Origin of the sequence: Candidatus Colwellia aromaticivorans, from assembly GCF_003333305.1 — a bacterium.
GTDB lineage: Bacteria > Pseudomonadota > Gammaproteobacteria > Enterobacterales > Alteromonadaceae > Colwellia > Colwellia aromaticivorans.
Window position 1 is genome coordinate 37566 of the sequence record NZ_QOLD01000101.1, and the last position, 17684, is coordinate 55249.

Consider the following 17684-nt stretch of genomic DNA (forward strand, 5'->3'; position numbering starts at 1 on the left):
AGCGTGAGGAACGAGCAGTCGAAGGGCGACAGGATCAGAGTCAGTAAATAATTACCAGAAATCTAATACTAAAACCGGAACTGTAAATTAATGTCAGCCATTGCCGAACAAATAGCTCAAGAACTTAACGTCAAAACTAGTCAAATCAATATTGCCATCACGTTGCTAGATGGGGGTGACACGGTGCCATTTATTGCTCGATATAGAAAAGAGGCAACGCAAGGGTTAGACGATAATCATCTACGTCATTTAGCACAACGGTTGAGTTATTTACGTGATTTAGATGCTCGTCGTCAGGTGATACTAACAAGTATCAAGCAGCAAGATAAATTAACGGCTGAGTTAGCAAAGCAAATTGCTAATGCGGATAACAAAACCCGCTTAGAAGATTTATATTTACCTTTTAAACCCAAGCGCCGTACCAAAGGGCAAATGGCTATCGAAGCAGGGATTGAGCCACTGGCTAATAGTTTATTTAACAACTGGCAGCTGAAACCAGAACAAGAAGCGTTGTCATTTTTGAATAAGTCAGCGGGCTTTGATGATGTTAAGGCTGTGTTAGATGGCGCTAGTTCTATTTTAGCGGAACGTTTTAGTGAGGATGCTAACTTATTGCAAAAATTGCGTAATCACATTTTAAAACAAGCGCATTTAACGGCTAAATTAATTAAAGGGCAAGAACAAGCCGCGACAAAGTTTCGTGATTATTTTGATCACAGTGAAAAATTGAAAACGGTGCCATCACATCGACTATTAGCGATGTTACGAGGGCGAAATGAAGGTTTTTTACAATTAAAGATTGATGTCGACCCTGGTCAAGAAAGCACGAGTGTTTCCAGTGCAGAGCAAATCATCAGTGAACATTTAACCTTACGATGTGTTTCACAAGGTAAAGCACAAGGTAAGGCGCAAGCGGCGGCTAGTTTTTTAACAAATACCGTGCGCATGGCATGGAAAACTAAGTTAAGTGTTAGTTTAAGTAATGAGTTGTTAAGCCATCAGCGTGAGCAAGCTGAACAGCAAGCCATTAAAGTATTTGCGACAAACTTAACTGATTTATTAATGGCAGCACCAGCGGGCCCAAAAGTGACCTTAGGTTTAGATCCCGGTTTACGTACCGGTTGTAAAATTGCCATTGTTGATAGCACAGGTAAGTTATTACATACCACCACTATTTTTCCTCATGCACCACAAAATCATTGGGATAAGTCAGTACGCACCTTAGTGAATATTTGTCGCCAATATAAAGTTGAGCTAATTGCTATTGGTAACGGTACAGGTTCACGTGAAAGCGATAAATTAGTCAGTGACGTTATCAGTCAATTTGAGCCTCAAAAACTCAAAAAAATGGTTGTTTCCGAAGCAGGTGCATCCATTTATTCTGCGTCAGAGTTTGCCGCGAATGAATTTCCTGATTTAGACGTGTCACTACGTGGCGCGGTTTCTATTGCCAGACGCTTGCAAGATCCATTGGCTGAGTTAGTGAAAATAGATCCAAAAGCCATTGGCGTAGGCCAATATCAACATGATGTTAGTCAAAGCCAATTAAGTCAAAGCCTTGATGATGTGGTGGAAGATTGTGTAAATGCTGTTGGGGTTGACCTGAATAGCGCGTCAGCGGCATTATTAACGCGTGTGGCAGGTTTAAATAAAACCATGGCCAATAACATTGTCAGTTTTCGAGATGAGCAGGGTGCTTTTACCAACCGTAAACAATTGAAAAAAGTTGCGCGTTTAGGGCCAAAAGCGTTTGAACAATCAGCAGGGTTTTTACGTATTAGTGGTGGCGATAATCCGCTGGATCAATGTGCAGTTCACCCTGAAACCTACCCTATTGTTGAAAAAATCATTGAACAACTGAGCCTTGATAGTGCTAGTTTATTAAATAATAACGAGCAATTAAAACAGGTGAATATTAGTGAGTTAGCGACAGAGCAATTTGGCGAAGTGACGATAAAAGATATCATTAGTGAATTAGCTAAACCCAGTCGTGATCCAAGACCTGAATTTAAAACTGCTACTTTTGCCGACGGCATTAATAAAATGTCAGACTTAAAGGTTGGTATGGTACTAGAAGGTATTATTTCTAACGTGGCTAATTTCGGCGCTTTTGTCGATATTGGCGTGCATCAAGATGGTTTAGTACATATTTCATCGATCACGGATAAATTTATTAAAGATCCTAGTGAGTTTGTAAAAGCAGGTGAAATTGTCAAAGTAAAAGTGGTAGAAGTGGATGTTGCGCGTAAACGCATCAGTTTAACGATGCGTCTAAATGATAACGTTAGTGAGCAGAGTTCAAAAGTTAAACCACACGCGACAAGTCAAAAGCATCAAAGTACTAAGCAAAGTTATGAGCAAAGTAATAAGCAAACTTCAAATGCTAAATCACCAGAGCCTAACCAAAGAAAGCAGCATAAACCTAAAGCTAAACCAATCGATAATGCCGCTATGGGTAACGCCTTTGCTGATGCATTTGCCAAGCTAAAGAAATAATTATAAAGTAAAATTAACCACAGAGCACACTGAGGGACTGCGTCCTCCACTGAGATAAAACTGAGTAATTATAGATTATTTCTCTGTATAGTGCGAAGCGTGTCTCTGTGCTCTCTGTGCTCTCGGTGGTAGCATATGCTAACTGCAGTTAATAAATAGCATGCCTTGCACATAACTCAGGGACGTCATTCCAGTTGTGTCTTTGCCTACAGGAGGTAGGTACTTAGCTTTGGTCTGGAACTACAAAGCTGAAGCTGGAATCTCAGTGTTTAAAATTCTAGACTCCAGATTTAAAGACCTCGGGAGTGACGATAGGTGAATAGTTACAAATTTTGATGGTTTAGCCAGTGCTATTTTTCCTCGACAGAAATAGTTCACTGGCTTTTTTATGCGCTCTTAAAACTTAAAACTTAAAACTTAAAACTTAAAACGATTAACCACTTCAGACATATTATTACTGCTCGATTTTAGTTGTAAACTTGCATCACTCAACTGCGCTGAAGTAGCTAATGATTCATCGGTCATGCCGGCTAGATCATTAATACGCAAGTTCACCTCATCAGCTGCTTGGGTTTGTTGTTCGGTAGCGCGAGCGATCTGGGTGTTCATTTCAGAAATCACTTCCATTAATCTATCAATTTCAGATAATGAATCATCGGCTTTACTCGTTTGTTCTACAGCTTGACTTGAAATATCTTGACTAACTTTTACTGCGGAAACAGCATCTTGAGCACCTGATTGTAATTTTTGAATCATTTGTTGAATTTCATTGGTACTTTGTTCTGTACGGTTGGCTAAGGTGCGAACTTCATCGGCAACTACAGCAAAACCTCTCCCTTGCTCACCTGCTCTGGCAGCCTCAATAGCGGCATTGAGTGCCAGTAGGTTTGTTTGCTCAGCAATGCCACGAATTACATCAAGTACAGAGCCTATATTATCGCTTTCGGTAGCAAGACTAGCAATAACTTGTGATACCTCGTCAATATTACTTGATAAAGACTGCATTTGATCAATGGTACTGGACACAATGTCTTTACCTGCGGTGGTATTGACTCTAGCATCGTTAGCCGCCTGCTCGGCAGAATTAGCATTATTGCTAACATCACGAATTTGTGAAGTCATTTGTTCCATCGCGGTAGCAACTTGCGCAGTAATATCATTTTGATTTTGTGTTAGCGACTGAGCACTGTGACTGGCATTGGCAACAGAGTCAGCATGTTCTAATACTTGGTCAGAGTTTTTTGAAATATCGGTTAAAGAGGCCCGCATTTTAGTGGTAAACTCATTAAAATAATGGGCTAAGCGTGACACTTCATCGCGCCCGTTACTGTCCAAAGTATGAGTTAAATCACCGTTGCCTTGGGCAATATCCTTCATTAAATTAGAAGCAGCATGGGTTGGAATAATAATACTTTTACCAATAAAGTATCCTAGTATGGCAATAATGATAACTATGACGAGGGCGTAGGAAAGCAAAGTGTTCCGTTGTGAGGAGAAAACATCGTCTATATCATCAATATAAGTACCAGAGCCAATAATCCATTGCCATGGCGTAAAACCTTTAACAAAAGATATTTTTTCAACAGGGTCATCAACACCCGGTTTTGGCCATTTGTACGGTACAAAACCTTGACCTTTCGCTCGAACGATATTTACCATTTGGATAAAGATGTTGGTACCATCAACATCTTTGAGATCAGCCACATTTCTACCAATTAATGCTGGCTTAATGGGATGCATAATAATTGTTGGTGAAAAATCATTTATCCAAAAATAATTAGTTTTATCATATCTAAGGCTTTTAAATACATCAATAGCTTGTTTCTTAGCTTGTTCTTCAGTTAAAACACCATCATTTTGCTGTTGATAAAAGTGCTCTACCACACTATAAGCCGTTTCAACGACTTGCTGATTAGCACTGTACTTTTGCTGTAATATAGACTGATATGCTTTTGATAAACTAATTGAACTTAAAATGATCAATCCAGCTATTACCAGTGCCAAAAGTAATATTAAACGTTGTTGAATAGTGTATCTACGTAAAAAACTCATAAATTCCCTTTAAAAATGAAAATGAAAATGAAAATGAAAATGATTAAGTTTAGTTGTCTTTACAAAAAAGTGTCGGTTAATTAATGTGATAAAAGATGAAAGGCGTGATTGTTTTTTGATTGTGATGCCTAGGAATGTCACTAGAAATAACTATCAGGGCAAATAATTGATACATTTTTGTTAAAAAAAGGGAAGCAAAAGCTTCCCCATAAAATAACCTCGGTTGGAGGTTAACTAACGCAAGGTAGTTAAGTTTTAGCTAAAGACTATAAAACGTATTTAGCTGAGAATTGTAAGTAGTTAGAGTCTTTACTTATTTCATCCATTTCAAAGTTACCTATTTCAACACCAAAAGATAGTTGTTTGGTGTAGTTTTTAAATAGGTTAATAGCTACATGGTTACGCTTTGTATCGGCTTCGTCAGCGTCTGTGCTACCATAAAATACAGTTGAGCGTGTGTCATCATTCCAAAAATGACGGTAAGCTACCATGTATGAGGTTGTTTCTTCAACTTCTTCACCCACTAAATCTCTCGCGGCAACTACACCCACATAACGACCCGTCTCACCACCGTGCAGTTGAAAGCGGATATCATCTTTACCGACTGTTTTAATGCGACCAGCAATGCCGTAACCAATAGCTGTTTCTTCTTCTCCACCAACAGTGTTTAACTGACGAGCTAAACCTGAAACTGAAACATTACCCCAATCACCTTTGAAGGTGTATTTAGCAATAAAATCAGGAATTGAATCTTCCGAAGCATCACCTTCGTCTGAAAATGGATTTTCTAAAGAAAGTTGTAAGCCGCCGTTTGTGTAGCGGATTTGCCCTTGTCTAATAAACGAAGACGCATTTAATGGACCACCAAAATCAGCCGCTTCCGCAAGTGCGCTAGTGTTCATAAATGTAGTCCAAGTTTGACCCACTAAGACATTTTTATATTTGATAAAAGCGTGGCGTAATCTTGGATTTGATGAATTAGAGATGATTTGATTACCACCACCACCTAAAAAATCTAATTCAATAAAACCAGTAACATCGCCATGAACGTATTTAGCATTAAAACGAGTTTCATTGACTGAAAATTTGGTTGTTGAAAGGTCATCAGTATTAGCACCGTGACCAATCCAGTAATCATTATTGGTTATTGGTGAGCTAACATCACCATCAATTGTACGTACGTCTGCTTTGATGTAACCACCAAAGGTGATTGAATCATTATCAGTTAAGTCGAAAGTATAACCAGCATTAGCTGCGCCAGCCATTGTTAATAAACCTGTGGCCAGTAGTAGTTTACTCTTATTAAAAAGTGAGTTCTTAAGCATTATGTATTCCCATTTTATTGTTGTGTTTCATTTGTAAAGCGGAGCTCTTGGTCTCTTTCGCTTCAGTTTTGTTACATCATTTTTTCAATATTTTTTTCAAGGTAATGTAAAAGTGATGTTCAATTATTATTCTGTTAATAAGGTAGGATTAATTGTCTTTAAAGGAAATTAGACCTAAGTCTAAAATGTCATTTTTTAGCTTAGACTTTAGTCGAAAAGTGAAGATTTTCTCGTTATACAATAGGTTAGTTGGCCTTGAAACCAATTCTGAAACCGCCCCAATGTTTTCCCTGCACAAAAATTGGCGCAGAAACATCATGCATAATTTCGCCTGTATCGCGCTTATAAGTTTGTAATAAAAACTTGTCAGTGTGTTGGCCGCAGCGTATACCTGTTGCATCATTAAACATACGTTTAGTACGGCTATTCATCATGTCTACATCAACATTTCCGGTTAGTGGCTTAGAAAAGCATTTATTATGGGTAGGAAAATACCCATTAAAATCGACGGCTCCGGCATAAATCATTTCAGAGAAGTTTTGTAGTAATGGCTCTTGAATGCTTGGTAAATTTCTATCGGTAAACTGATCAAAGCTAGTGGTAAATTTTGGTGGCTTTGTATTGCCTAGCTCTTGGTAATTGAAGTCAAATAGTTGCTGTAGTGATATTTTATTATTGGTTACGCTTTGTTCAAATAACTCACTCACATGCTTTGCTGCTAACTCTGCTTGGCTACACATTCTATTAACTAAAGTATCCCCCTCAAATTCAGACAGATGAATAAAAATAGATTCGGTACCATTAGAAAGTGTTTGTGCCTGCTTAGATACTGCTTGAGTTTCTTTACTTTTATCAATAAGAAAATCATGCAAATTGACCACGGAAGATGATATTTCAGCAGCCGCTAAATCTTGCTCTTGTAAAGCATGACTGATGTGATCACTGGCAGCGGATGAGTCGGCCATCAATTGGTCAATGTCAGCGAACGATTGTGATAGATCGGTCATGGTATTAACAACACTATCGGTTTGCTGAACAATAGTGGTCATTACCGTAGTTGTTTCATTTGTTTCATTACTAATCTGATTTAACATATCGCCAATTTGTTTGGTAGCAGCAGCTGTTTTTGCGGCTAAAGCCCTTACTTCATCAGCTACCACAGCAAAACCCCGACCTTGTTCGCCAGCCCTAGCTGCTTCAATGGCAGCATTTAATGCTAATAAGTTGGTTTGAGAAGATATGCCATCAATTACATCCGTTATGCTTTGTATTTCAGCTGCTTTTTGCTCCAGTGATTTTATTTTTTCAGAAGCATTATTCACTGATTCATTCAGTTGGTTAACGACAGTTATATTCTCGGTTAATTGTTTGTAACTCTCGCTGCTAGCGTTCATTGCTTGGCTCGTTTGTTGTGAGGCTAAACCAGCATTGTCATTTATTTGGTTGCTATTAACAGACATTTGTTCTGCTGCAGTAGCAAGGCGATCAACATCTTCACTCGACTTTTCAATTGCGGTACTTAATTGCGCTAAAAAAAAGCTAATCTCCGCTGAATTTATCGCCAACTCACTAGCCTTTATGCCAATTTCTTCGCCAATTTTTGTAAACGGTTGCGTCGATTCTTCTTCTGGTTCACTATCTGAGGTAATTTGGTTATGTTTTGCAGTGAAAAAAATTAATAGAAAACTTAAAGTCGCGAGCCCAAATGCAGTATGTAAAGGTGAGTTAAAAAGATTAGCACCATAATAATGAAAGAGTGCAATGAGTATTGCGCTAATAAGCGCATAAAAAATGATAGGAGTTGTTTGATTATTCATGTAATTACCTTTACCGCATAGAGTTTCATGCCTATGTAGTTCACTCAGGATTTAATTATTGACGTCATCTTTGAGGTGTTTTAATCGAAGATCTCGTCACTTTAGACTAAGATTCCCGCTTAAGACACCACGGGAATGACGTTCCTGAGCTATGTGCATAGGCTTGTAGAGTTTTTAACTTTCCAACCTTAGCATACGAGGATAGCTAAATGGAACCATTAGACTTTAGTTCGTTTTTTGGTAATTATTCACCATACCCAGCGTGCACGTCATTCCGGTTGTGTCTTAAGCCGGAATCTGCCTGTTTTAAACAGTAGACTCCCGATTCAGCTTTGGTGTCCAGACCAAAGCTAGACCCTACATCCATGTAGGCAAAGAAATCTCGGGAGTGACGATAGGTGAGTAGTTACCAATTTATAAAATAATATCTTTGAGTATTACGTTGTCAGAATCGGCTCTGTTTGCCATTTGAGCGAGTAATAATTCTGCTGTGGCGACAGCATCATTTAACGCATCATGGCCATGGTGATCGGGTAGTTTAAATTGATGCCGTAAATTTGACAAACGTAATTCCGAGGGATCGTAAGAGACATCTCGTTTATCAAGCTGTCGCTTAGCAACAACTAAGGTATCAATCATAGGGAAATCAGGCCTAAAACCATAAAGCTCAAGGCAAGCTTGTTGTAAAAACTGTCGTTCAATTCGGGCAAAATGAACTAACATTACTTTGCCGGCTAACGCTTTTAATAGTTTTTCTACGACGACGCCTAGTGGTTGCCCTTGTTCTTTTTGAGCATCGGTAATTTGATGGATAATTACGTTACTTTCTTCAAGTAGTGTTTTAGCTTTAATTATTTGATGGTAACTGGTGTTTAGTTTTATTTGCTCTTGATCTATTGAAGCAAAACCGACACTGAGCAACTTATCGACTTTGGCATCAAGGCCTGTAGTTTCAAAATCTACTGCTAATATAGGCAGTTTATCTATAGGGGTGTCCAGTGCAGGAAAAGGTACAGACAAAAAGTCGTGCAAAGGACCCTTTGGCACTTTCTTTAAGAGTTTTTTTCGTTTGGTTTCATAGCCGACTAAGTAGTTAATTAATGATTTAATTGCCATTAGAAGCTTGCCTGCCTTGAATCTTGCAGTGTTTTAATAACCTTAAAGGCATCTTTCAAATGCTCTCGTTCTAATTTTGACAATTCTGTGGGAGATAGATAATTGTCTGGCTCAAGCCCTAGCATCAACTTATTTGCTTGGTGTGTTACCCGTAAAATCCCTAAAAACTCGTAAGCATCTATCAGGTTTTCTGCTGATGCTTTGGTAATAGCAGCAGTGCCAGCGGCTTGCTTAATACGTTCAATAGTATTAACCGCGCTAATCCCCTGAGAAAGTGCATAAATACGGGCAAGATCAACAATAGGAGCAATGCCATTATGTTTAAGGTCTAACGTGTCTTTGTGGTCACCGTTTTGCTTTAAAACAAAATCACGGAAAAAACCAAGCGGAGGGCGTAAGCCTAAGGCATTTTTGGATAAATGCGCGATAAACAAACTACTTTTTGTCGTTTTTTTAAGTAAATTTGTCCGAACAGTCTCAAGTAAACTGCGATCACCACAAATGGTATCTAAATCAAAAAACACACTAGAGTTCAATAATGCTTGTGGGGTTGGTGTATCAACCCATACATCAAAGTACTTTTGCCAAACTTTTTCAGGCTGACGCCATTTGGGGTTTGTTGCCATTATATCGCCGGGACAATAAATAAACCCACAGTCTGCTAAACCATCACAAACAAAATGCGCTAAACTTTCAAACCAAGCATCATCGTATGGTTTCATAGAATTACAAATGATTATGCCATTGTCTTGATCTGAATGAGCTAATTGCTCTTGTCTTGCTTGTGAGCCTGCTGCAAGCCATGCATAAGGAACCGGTGCTGGACCATATTTTTCTTCGGCCATTTCAATTAAACGTTTGGTAAATGCCATGGTAATAGCACTAATGCTTTTCCCTATATGATCAGAACTAGTACCTAATTTAGCTAAGCGAACTTGTAGTTTTGGTAGTAACTTGCTGATTTTTGTTAATTCGTCTATATTTTTTGCTTTTTTAATAATACTGGAAAAATTGACGGCATTTTGACCTTCATTATTCATTAAATCAGTGGTGGTAACCATGCCAACCACTTCGCCCTGTTTTGTGACAAGTAAGTGATGTATGCGCTTGGCGGTCATGGTCATCAATGCATCATAAGCACTATCTTTTATATCAATAGTACAGATGTTTTGAGTCATTATGTCGCTAACACGGGTAGTAAAAGGTAAGCCTTCAGCGACGAAACGACGGCGAATATCTTTGTCAGTAACAATGCCAATTGACGTGGTGTTATCAAACACGACTAAACAAGAATAGCCTTTTTCGGTCATTTTTATTGCTGCTTGTTGAATACTTTGGGTAGCGTCGATGCCTACGACAGGGGAGTGATAAAAATCACTTACCGAGGTGTTCATTAAAGAAGACGAAATGACAGCATCTTCATTAGCTTTAGACATTTTTTGTTTGAGTCGTTGAGCTGAGTTATAACTGAAATAGTCATTAATACTTGGGAATTGCTCAGCAAGATCGCGTATCACTTCGTAATGAACGCTATAGACTAAGCAGTCTTCGTCACTTTGTATTTGTCGTGGCGCTCTTTGTTCAATATCGTTTGGTATGTGTAAGATTTGTTTGCAAAACTCGGTACATAAATCGCCTTCCCCTAAACGAGAAATAAGCTCGTCATCGCTAGACATACAACTGAGTGCGCCTTTACGAACAATATATAAACGTGGATCATTGATGCCCTTGGGAGGTAAGGTTTCGCCTTTACGTACGTAGTTAATACTTAACTCTCGTATTAGTCTTGCAAGTGCAGGTTTTGGTAAAGTGTCAAAGGGAGGAATGCTTTGTATAAAGCTTGAGATTTCAGAGAGTTCAATATCCATGGTTAGTGTCTGCTTGCATCGAGAGGAGCCTGCAGGTAGCATTTGAGCCCTCAAGGCGAATCCATACCCACGTTTAATACCCTTAGTATTAAACATTAATCTAGAGTGGTATCTGTTTACAGTCAACCACTGAGATAGTAATTTAGACTAAAGTTGCACTTGAAATACGTTAAGTGCTAAAAAGTCCATTATTTCAGGTTGTTTGGTGACGTTTACTCCTATAAAAATCCAATATAGTCAGTGTTCTAGACTAAAGTGTAATACCCGCAAAAAACAAAGCTTGGTAAATTAGCAACAGTAAAAGTTGAATATGGATTTCTGTCTCTGTCTTATTGTTATGGGGTGATTGAAAGTAATCTATATCCACACTTTTCTAAAATTATTACATGGTAAGTGCTTTTCATTAATATTGGCGTAACAATAATATTAAAACGCTGATTTCGTAATAACAATTAAAATAACGTCGCTAGGAGACTATTGTGGAAAATAAAGAAACATATTGGTCGGAAAATATCCGTATCATCTTGATCTGCCTTGCAATCTGGTTTGTAGTTTCATTTGGTTTTGGCTTGCTACTTGTAGAGCCGCTAAATGCAATTAGTTTAGGTGGGTACAAACTTGGTTTTTGGTTTGCGCAGCAAGGTGCTATTTATGCATTTCTTGGCTTAATTTTTTGGTATGGCCACAAAATGAATAAGCTTGATATAAAATATGATACGGAGAGTAAATAATGGATGAGTTAAAACTCTATACTTACATCGCAGTATTTAGCACATTCGCTTTATACTTCGCAATTGCTTGGTGGGCTCGTGCGGGTTCAACCAGTGATTTTTACGTAGCGGGCGGTGGTATCACCCCATTACAAAATGGTATGGCAATTGGTGCCGATTGGATGAGTGCTGCGTCATTTATCTCAATGGCTGGTTTAATTGCTTTCTTAGGTTACGGTGGCTCAGTTTTCTTAATGGGTTGGACAGGTGGTTATGTATTATTAGCCATGCTACTTGCACCTTACATGCGTAAGCATGGTAAGTTCACAGTACCTGAATTCATTTTTGATAGATATTACTCAAAAACTGCACGTATTGTTGCGGTTGCTTGTTTAATCATTGCATCATTAACTTACATCATCGGTCAAATGAAAGGTGTGGGTGTAGCTTTCTCTCGCTTCTTAGAAGTTGATTACGGTTTAGGCTTAGGCATCGGTATGTTCGTTGTTTGGGTATACGCTGTACTAGGTGGTATGAAAGGTATTACTTACACGCAAATCGCTCAGTATGTAGTAATGATTTTTGCTTATACCATTCCTGCAATCTTTATTTCATTCCAACTAACGGGTAACCCAATTCCACAACTAGGCTTAGGTAGTACTTTAGCTGACGGTAGTGGTGTTTACTTACTTGATAAGTTAGATATGGTTGTTACTGACTTAGGCTTTAAAGAGTATACAACAAGTAACTTAGGCGGAACATTGAATATGTTCGCTTACACTATCTCTCTTATGATTGGTACTGCGGGTCTTCCTCATGTAATTATGCGCTTCTTTACTGTTCCTTCAGTACAAGCGGCACGTCAATCAGCAGGTTATGCGCTTGTTTTCATCGGTTTACTTTACACAGTTGCTCCAGCAGTTGGCGCAATGGCTCGTCTTAACTTGATGAATACCATTGAACCTACAGCAGGTGAGAACCTTGTTTATGACGAACGTCCACAATGGTTCAAAGACTGGGAAAAAACTGGTTTATTGAAATTTGAAGATAAAAATGGCGATGGCAAAATTCAGTATACATCTAATACAACAGATGAAACTATCACCAAAACAAATTCAATGACTGGGGAAGAGATAGTATTACTTCCAAATGAAATGGTTAAAGTTGACCGTGACATTATGGTACTAGCTAACCCTGCGATTGCTAATTTACCTAACTGGGTAATTGCTTTAGTTGCTGCCGGTGGTCTAGCGGCTGCGTTATCTACTGCTGCGGGCTTATTGTTAGCAATATCTTCATCTATCTCACATGATTTAATGAAGGGCGTATTAACACCTGATTTATCAGAGAAAAATGAGTTACTTGCGGGTCGTATCGTTATGACTATAGCAATATTGATCTCTGGTTACCTTGGGTTACATCCTCCAGGATTTGCTGCAGGTACGGTTGCACTAGCCTTTGGTTTAGCGGCATCAAGTATCTTCCCAGCATTAATGATGGGTATATTCTCTAAGAAAATGAGTGGTACAGCAGCAATTGCAGGTATGTGTGCTGGTATCGGTATAACTATGCTTTATGTGTTCCAACATAAAGGCATTATGTTTATTCCAGGTACTGCATTCCTAGGTGACATGGGTCCTAACTGGTTCATGGGTATTTCTCCTAACGCATTTGGTGCGGTTGGTGCACTAGTTAACTTTGCAGTAGCGTTCGCGGTACTTCAAGTAACTGGTCCAGCTCCAGCTCATATTCAAGAGATGGTAGACAACATGCGTGCACCAGGTGATTGTGCAGCAGCGCACGACCACTAAGATATAAGCTCAACATTTAATTATTGAATATTGAGTAAAATCTAAAAAATAAAAGCTAGACGACAATTTTTATAAAGAGTCGTCTAGCTTTTTCTGTTAAATTACCCTCCTGTTATAATAAATAGAAATTAAATAGAAAATAATATGAATAGACATCTTAAAGCCGCTTTTATGGTTGCTCCTTTTCTTGCGATATTAGGTTATGTTGGCGCTGATTACTACGGTGAGAGTGTTGCTGCTAGAGCAAAAATCATTCAATTAGCACCAGAAGGGCATTGCGATATAATTAATAAAAGTTGTGTACTTAAATCAGGTGAATTTAAAGTAAATATTTCTGATGAAGCTGGTGTTACAGAGGTTAACTCTACTTTTCCATTAGATACCGCAACGCTATTTTTAGTGGATAAACACGACAAAGTAACAGCTTACCCATTAGGTATGAAAAAAAGCCCTTATTATTGGCGTAGTAAGACGCAATTACGTAGTTTAGTTAGTAATAAAGGCGATAGTTATAAATTACGTTTGATTATTAAGATCAAGGGCGGGCAATATATTAGTGAGTTTTATACTCAAACCACTAAGTAGCGGAGAATCATCAATCTTTAGTGATGAATGAAGCGCGTACCACTGTTTTTGGGCGTGTTTTAATAGTGCTTTATTATGTTCAGTACTAGTACTTTGAGAATTAGACTCTTCAGATCGTATTTTTTCTTGATAAGCATTGAAATACCACAAGGTATTAATAAAGTAACAAAACAATAGATAGTGATTGAGTAATCGCGGATCAACGTATACAGACGATTGATATTCGTATTGCTCAATAATTATTGAAACTTCATCGCTAGCCAGACCATTCACCGCGATAAACATAGCTAAATCATATTCAATCGGTGCAGTACAAGCGCATTCATAATCGACTAACCAAGTGCGTTGCTTTAGGTTTATTAACACATTACTAAAATTCAAATCCCCATGACAACAAACAATATTTCTACTGATGTTCAGTGGCGGTGAAATCAAGTCAGCAAGTTGACATAGTTCGGTTTGTTGTAGCGCAGAATAAGCTAAGTTGTTGACGAGTGAGTTAATAATATCTTTTACGACTAATTCAGCAGGTTCTACCTTCAACTGATGACATTGCACCATCAACTTAATTGCATGATTTATTTTTTCATCGGACACTATTGTACTAAGCGCCAGATTGTTAGCGTTGATAAAGTTACTGATGAGCCAATGTTGATCATGATAAACAACGTTTGGACTAAGGCCTGATTCACCGGCGGATAACGCCATAGACACTTCTGTGTTGTCGCTGATGGTTTTAGCAAAATAGACCTTGTTATCAGCATTGACTTTAAAGCAATGTTGACTTAATCCAGGTGCTATTATTGAAATATTTTCCACCTGAGTAAAACAAGATAAAGCGCTAAGTGCATCTTTCACAATAGTTAACCCGCAACTATGTCAGATAAATTGATTTGATTTGCTTTAGATTCTCTATAAATTGCTTGCCACTTGAAGTAACCATAAGCGGCAAAAATGACATAAATGATAAATAATACCGTGGTAGGTATTAACCCTTTTTCTATATATAGATAAATTGAAGCCGCATCAATAACTATCCAATATAACCAGTTTTCTAATACTTTTTGAGTGACTAAATATGTTGCGAAGACAGCGAAAACGGTGGTAAAAGTATCAAGGTAAGGGAAAGAAGCAGGGGTGTAATTGGCAATTATATAACCTAGTATCAAGGAAATAATCGTTAAGGTAAGGCAAATTTTTAAATGCTTGTTAGCTGACCACGAAATTATAGCTAACGGAGTAGTTTTGGTCGGATGATTTTGAATGGCGTCTACGGAAGTGCTTTTCTGCCAAGTCCAATAACCATAAACCGCCATTACCAAGTAATAAACATTGAGTGCGCTGTCCATTAAAAGCAGCACATCATAAAAAACAACTGTGTATAACGCAGTACTAATAAAGGCAGCAGGCCAACACCACAGTGAACCTTGTGCGGCTAGAATTATATAGGCAAGGGCGAGCAGCATGGCAACAAGTTCAAGCCCAGCTAGATTTGATAGGTATTCACTCAAGCTAACAAGTAAATCAGTCACTAGCTTTCTGCTTCTACTTGTGAGCGATCACCATTAATAAATTTACAGACAAATACGGCGGCATTTGTCGTGCTATGAACCTGTTTAATTTCGTGCATTACATTAGTTACTGCTAGGTCATAATCACCAAATACTTGCGTGCTCATACCATTTGTTACCACGTTTAAACCATCAACTTGACGAAGGCGCTTGATGAAGGCCCAGATTTCATCTTTAAAATTATCCATGGCTAATGGGTATAAGCTTAACTCGATTGATATTTTCATAAAAACTCCTTAATTGCCCTGATTTTCTATATTACTCTAGCTTACGCTCCAGAAAAACAAAAGTTATTTGCCTGTCTGAGCGTGTAGATAAGGCTAAAATTTTCGGTTAAAACTGATAATCTAGTGTCACACCAAAAATGAGTGGTTCAGATAATAACGTATATTGTTTTGGAACATAGCCGTCACGTGGATCGTTAGGGAAGTAAAATCCACGGTTTGCATAGTCTTTGTCGGTCAAGTTACGACCCCAAAGTTTTACTTGCCAATCATCTGCTAGATAAGAAATTGAGGCGTTGAGTAATACCGTAGCTTTTGATTTTACATCCTGTTCAGGGATAGCCTCATCAAGTTCTACAGATTCATTACCATTATAATCATAATATCTTGTATCAGAGAAATAGAATTCATCTTTACCGTCCAGTGATATATTGAATAGCCAAGCATCGGTTGGTTGATAATTAACACCAATGTTAAATTGATAATTTGGCGCGTGAGCTTGTTCTTCACCACTTAATGACTGACCGTCGGCGGTAATGAAGTCATTGAATTCAGTATCGAGTAAGCCTAAAGAGCCGTAAAGGTTGATGGTGTCGGTTACCTGCCATGCAGATTCTATTTCTAGACCATAGTTATTACCTGAGGCCGCATTACCTAAGTATTCAGTAAAATCTGCACTATGATCGTCACTCAAAATGATTTGAGAGCTTTTCACTTGCATGTCGGTTCTGTCCATATAAAATATGGCCGTTCGCACATAAGCATCGTTATTAAGAAGTGAAACTTTATAACCGATTTCATAATTGGTTAAATACTCTGGGTCAAAGGTACGTAGCTCATCAGGTAGGGTACCATCGGTATTTACACCACCTGCTTTATAGCCGCGATTGATTGAACCATACCAAAAACTACTATCATTTTGTTGGTAACTAAGCACTAACTTACCACCAATCATAGTATCATCAAGGTTATCAGTAAATCCGTCTGATTTATCATAATCGGCACTACGTTGTTCAAGGCGAAGCCCTGTAATCAATGACCATTGATTATTTAATTGACTATCAAGTTGTCCATAAACAGCAATAGATCGCGTATCAAAACTTGAAGTGAAACTCTTGGCTGGCTTAGTATGTAGTCGTTGTAAATCTTCATCATCTTGTTTGAAATATACACCAGTCACCCAAGACGTTGTGCCATTAAAAAGCTCGTTACCCACGTCTGATAGTGCTCTTAGTTCGATAGTTTGTACTGATTTTTCACGGAAATAATGATCTTTAGAAGTATATTCCCAGTAAGCGTAATCTTGATTTTCAATATTTTCAGGATAAGAGATACCCGCATAGGCCCAGTCTTCATCGTAGCCGTAAGCAAGATCAGAATCAGCAGTGCTCAATATCGATACTAAAGTAAAAGCATCAAAGCCTTGATAGGTGAATTTTGCAGCTAAGGCTTTAGTTTCTTGATCATCAAAGCCAGGCTCATCCGAGTAGGTTGTTCTGGTGTTATCTAATGAAAAGGCATCGTATCCATTGTTGAAATCAAAATAAAAACCAGTAAGATCTATGGTTAAGTCGTTAGTGGCTGCAATTGATAATTTGGCGCGAATGTTTAACTCATCTCGGTTGTTGGTGTCATCCATGTTGAGGTAGACGTTTTCCATATAACCATCGCTAACATGTTTATTTATCGTAAAACGATAATTAACATCATTACTAGCCGGCCCTGAAAGTGCTAAACCTAGACCGTAGCTGTCATAATTACCAGCATCTACTTTAATCGCGCCTTCAAACTCTTCTGCTGGTGCATTCGTAGTAATATTAATCATACCTGCTAAGGCATTTGCACCAAAACGAGTGCCTTGTGGTCCGCGAAAAATTTCAACTTGGCTAGTATCAAATAAATTAGCAATACTGCCAATACCGGTAAAGTCTACCTCGTCAATGATCATGCCAACAGAAGGGTTAATTGGTTCTTTAAACTGGCTACGTTCACCAATGCCGCGGATTTGATAATAACGAGCACGTTGTGAGCCACTGGCAAAATTAACGTTGGGACTAGCCGCTATTAATTCCTCAAGGTGTTGGGCATTGCGTTGTTTAATTTCAATAT

13 protein-coding genes are annotated in these 17684 nt (G+C 38.3%); 4 read left to right on the plus strand and 9 right to left on the minus strand.

The features are described 5' to 3' along the window. The first annotated feature begins 90 nt into the window (after positions 1 to 90). Positions 91 to 2496 (plus strand): Tex family protein, encoded by a 2406-nt coding sequence (locus DWA31_RS16945; RefSeq protein WP_114327750.1) that lies wholly within the window; start codon positions 91 to 93, stop codon positions 2494 to 2496. 417 nt (positions 2497 to 2913) lie between these two features. Here the strand turns inward: DWA31_RS16945 and DWA31_RS16950 are convergent, their stop codons facing one another. The 5 genes from DWA31_RS16950 to DWA31_RS16970 all read right to left on the minus strand — a co-directional run bounded on the left by DWA31_RS16950 (position 2914) and on the right by DWA31_RS16970 (position 10674). Next, entirely contained in the window at positions 2914 to 4548 is a 1635-nt protein-coding gene (locus DWA31_RS16950; protein ID WP_114327751.1) for a methyl-accepting chemotaxis protein, read from the minus strand. Between the two features lie 266 nt (positions 4549 to 4814). Next, positions 4815 to 5873 carry a DcaP family trimeric outer membrane transporter gene (locus DWA31_RS16955; RefSeq protein ID WP_114327752.1) on the minus strand — a complete coding sequence of 353 codons (1059 nt, stop codon included), beginning with the start codon at positions 5871 to 5873 and terminating at the stop codon, positions 4815 to 4817. Between the two features lie 245 nt (positions 5874 to 6118). After that, positions 6119 to 7690 carry a methyl-accepting chemotaxis protein gene (locus tag DWA31_RS16960; RefSeq protein WP_114327753.1) on the minus strand — a complete coding sequence of 524 codons (1572 nt, stop codon included), beginning with the start codon at positions 7688 to 7690 and terminating at the stop codon, positions 6119 to 6121. A 414-nt stretch (positions 7691 to 8104) separates the two neighbouring features. Further along, positions 8105 to 8806, minus strand: coding sequence for an exonuclease domain-containing protein (locus tag DWA31_RS16965; RefSeq protein ID WP_114327754.1), 702 nt, complete (start codon positions 8804 to 8806; stop codon positions 8105 to 8107). Then, the gene (locus DWA31_RS16970; protein WP_114327755.1) at positions 8806 to 10674 is read right to left on the minus strand and encodes a putative nucleotidyltransferase substrate binding domain-containing protein; all 1869 of its coding nucleotides are present in this window, start codon (positions 10672 to 10674) and stop codon (positions 8806 to 8808) included. The genes DWA31_RS16965 and DWA31_RS16970 overlap by 1 nt, the downstream gene beginning before the upstream one ends. 479 nt (positions 10675 to 11153) lie before the next feature. Here DWA31_RS16970 and DWA31_RS16975 point away from each other — a divergent pair, with 479 nt between their 5' ends. The 3 genes from DWA31_RS16975 to DWA31_RS16985 all read left to right on the plus strand — a co-directional run bounded on the left by DWA31_RS16975 (position 11154) and on the right by DWA31_RS16985 (position 13780). Then, positions 11154 to 11405 carry a DUF4212 domain-containing protein gene (locus DWA31_RS16975; protein ID WP_114327756.1) on the plus strand — a complete coding sequence of 84 codons (252 nt, stop codon included), beginning with the start codon at positions 11154 to 11156 and terminating at the stop codon, positions 11403 to 11405. Then, entirely contained in the window at positions 11405 to 13195 is a 1791-nt protein-coding gene (locus DWA31_RS16980; RefSeq protein ID WP_114327757.1) for a sodium:solute symporter family protein, read from the plus strand. Before DWA31_RS16975 ends, DWA31_RS16980 begins: the two co-directional genes overlap by 1 nt. Positions 13196 to 13339: 144 nt before the next feature. Further along, positions 13340 to 13780 carry a hypothetical protein gene (locus tag DWA31_RS16985; RefSeq protein ID WP_114327758.1) on the plus strand — a complete coding sequence of 147 codons (441 nt, stop codon included), beginning with the start codon at positions 13340 to 13342 and terminating at the stop codon, positions 13778 to 13780. Here the strand turns inward: DWA31_RS16985 and DWA31_RS16990 are convergent. The 4 genes from DWA31_RS16990 to DWA31_RS17005 form a co-directional block, all read right to left on the minus strand. Beyond that, on the minus strand, positions 13712 to 14638 hold the full coding sequence (locus DWA31_RS16990) for a phosphotransferase (protein ID WP_114327759.1): 927 nt from the start codon (positions 14636 to 14638) through the stop codon (positions 13712 to 13714). The genes DWA31_RS16985 and DWA31_RS16990 overlap by 69 nt on opposite strands. 5 nt (positions 14639 to 14643) lie before the next feature. Next, positions 14644 to 15312, minus strand: a complete 669-nt coding sequence (gene pnuC / locus DWA31_RS16995; protein WP_245942661.1) for a nicotinamide riboside transporter PnuC — start codon at positions 15310 to 15312, stop codon at positions 14644 to 14646. Next, positions 15312 to 15578 (minus strand): hypothetical protein, encoded by a 267-nt coding sequence (locus tag DWA31_RS17000; RefSeq protein WP_114327760.1) that lies wholly within the window; start codon positions 15576 to 15578, stop codon positions 15312 to 15314. The genes pnuC and DWA31_RS17000 overlap by 1 nt, the downstream gene beginning before the upstream one ends. Positions 15579 to 15684: 106 nt before the next feature. Continuing rightward, positions 15685 to 17684 (minus strand): TonB-dependent receptor (locus DWA31_RS17005; RefSeq protein WP_114327761.1); only part of this gene is annotated, 2000 nt, incomplete at its 5' end.

Coding starts and splice junctions, on each gene's coding strand:
- DWA31_RS16965 (WP_114327754.1), bottom strand. CDS start 8,806: ATGGCAATTAAATCATTAATTAACTACTTAGTCGGCTATGAAACCAAA.
- DWA31_RS16980 (WP_114327757.1), top strand. CDS start 11,405: ATGGATGAGTTAAAACTCTATACTTACATCGCAGTATTTAGCACATTC.
- DWA31_RS16950 (WP_114327751.1), bottom strand. CDS start 4,548: ATGAGTTTTTTACGTAGATACACTATTCAACAACGTTTAATATTACTT.
- DWA31_RS16970 (WP_114327755.1), bottom strand. CDS start 10,674: ATGGATATTGAACTCTCTGAAATCTCAAGCTTTATACAAAGCATTCCT.
- DWA31_RS16955 (WP_114327752.1), bottom strand. CDS start 5,873: ATGCTTAAGAACTCACTTTTTAATAAGAGTAAACTACTACTGGCCACA.
- DWA31_RS16960 (WP_114327753.1), bottom strand. CDS start 7,690: ATGAATAATCAAACAACTCCTATCATTTTTTATGCGCTTATTAGCGCA.
- DWA31_RS16945 (WP_114327750.1), top strand. CDS start 91: ATGTCAGCCATTGCCGAACAAATAGCTCAAGAACTTAACGTCAAAACT.
- DWA31_RS17000 (WP_114327760.1), bottom strand. CDS start 15,578: ATGAAAATATCAATCGAGTTAAGCTTATACCCATTAGCCATGGATAAT.
- DWA31_RS16985 (WP_114327758.1), top strand. CDS start 13,340: ATGAATAGACATCTTAAAGCCGCTTTTATGGTTGCTCCTTTTCTTGCG.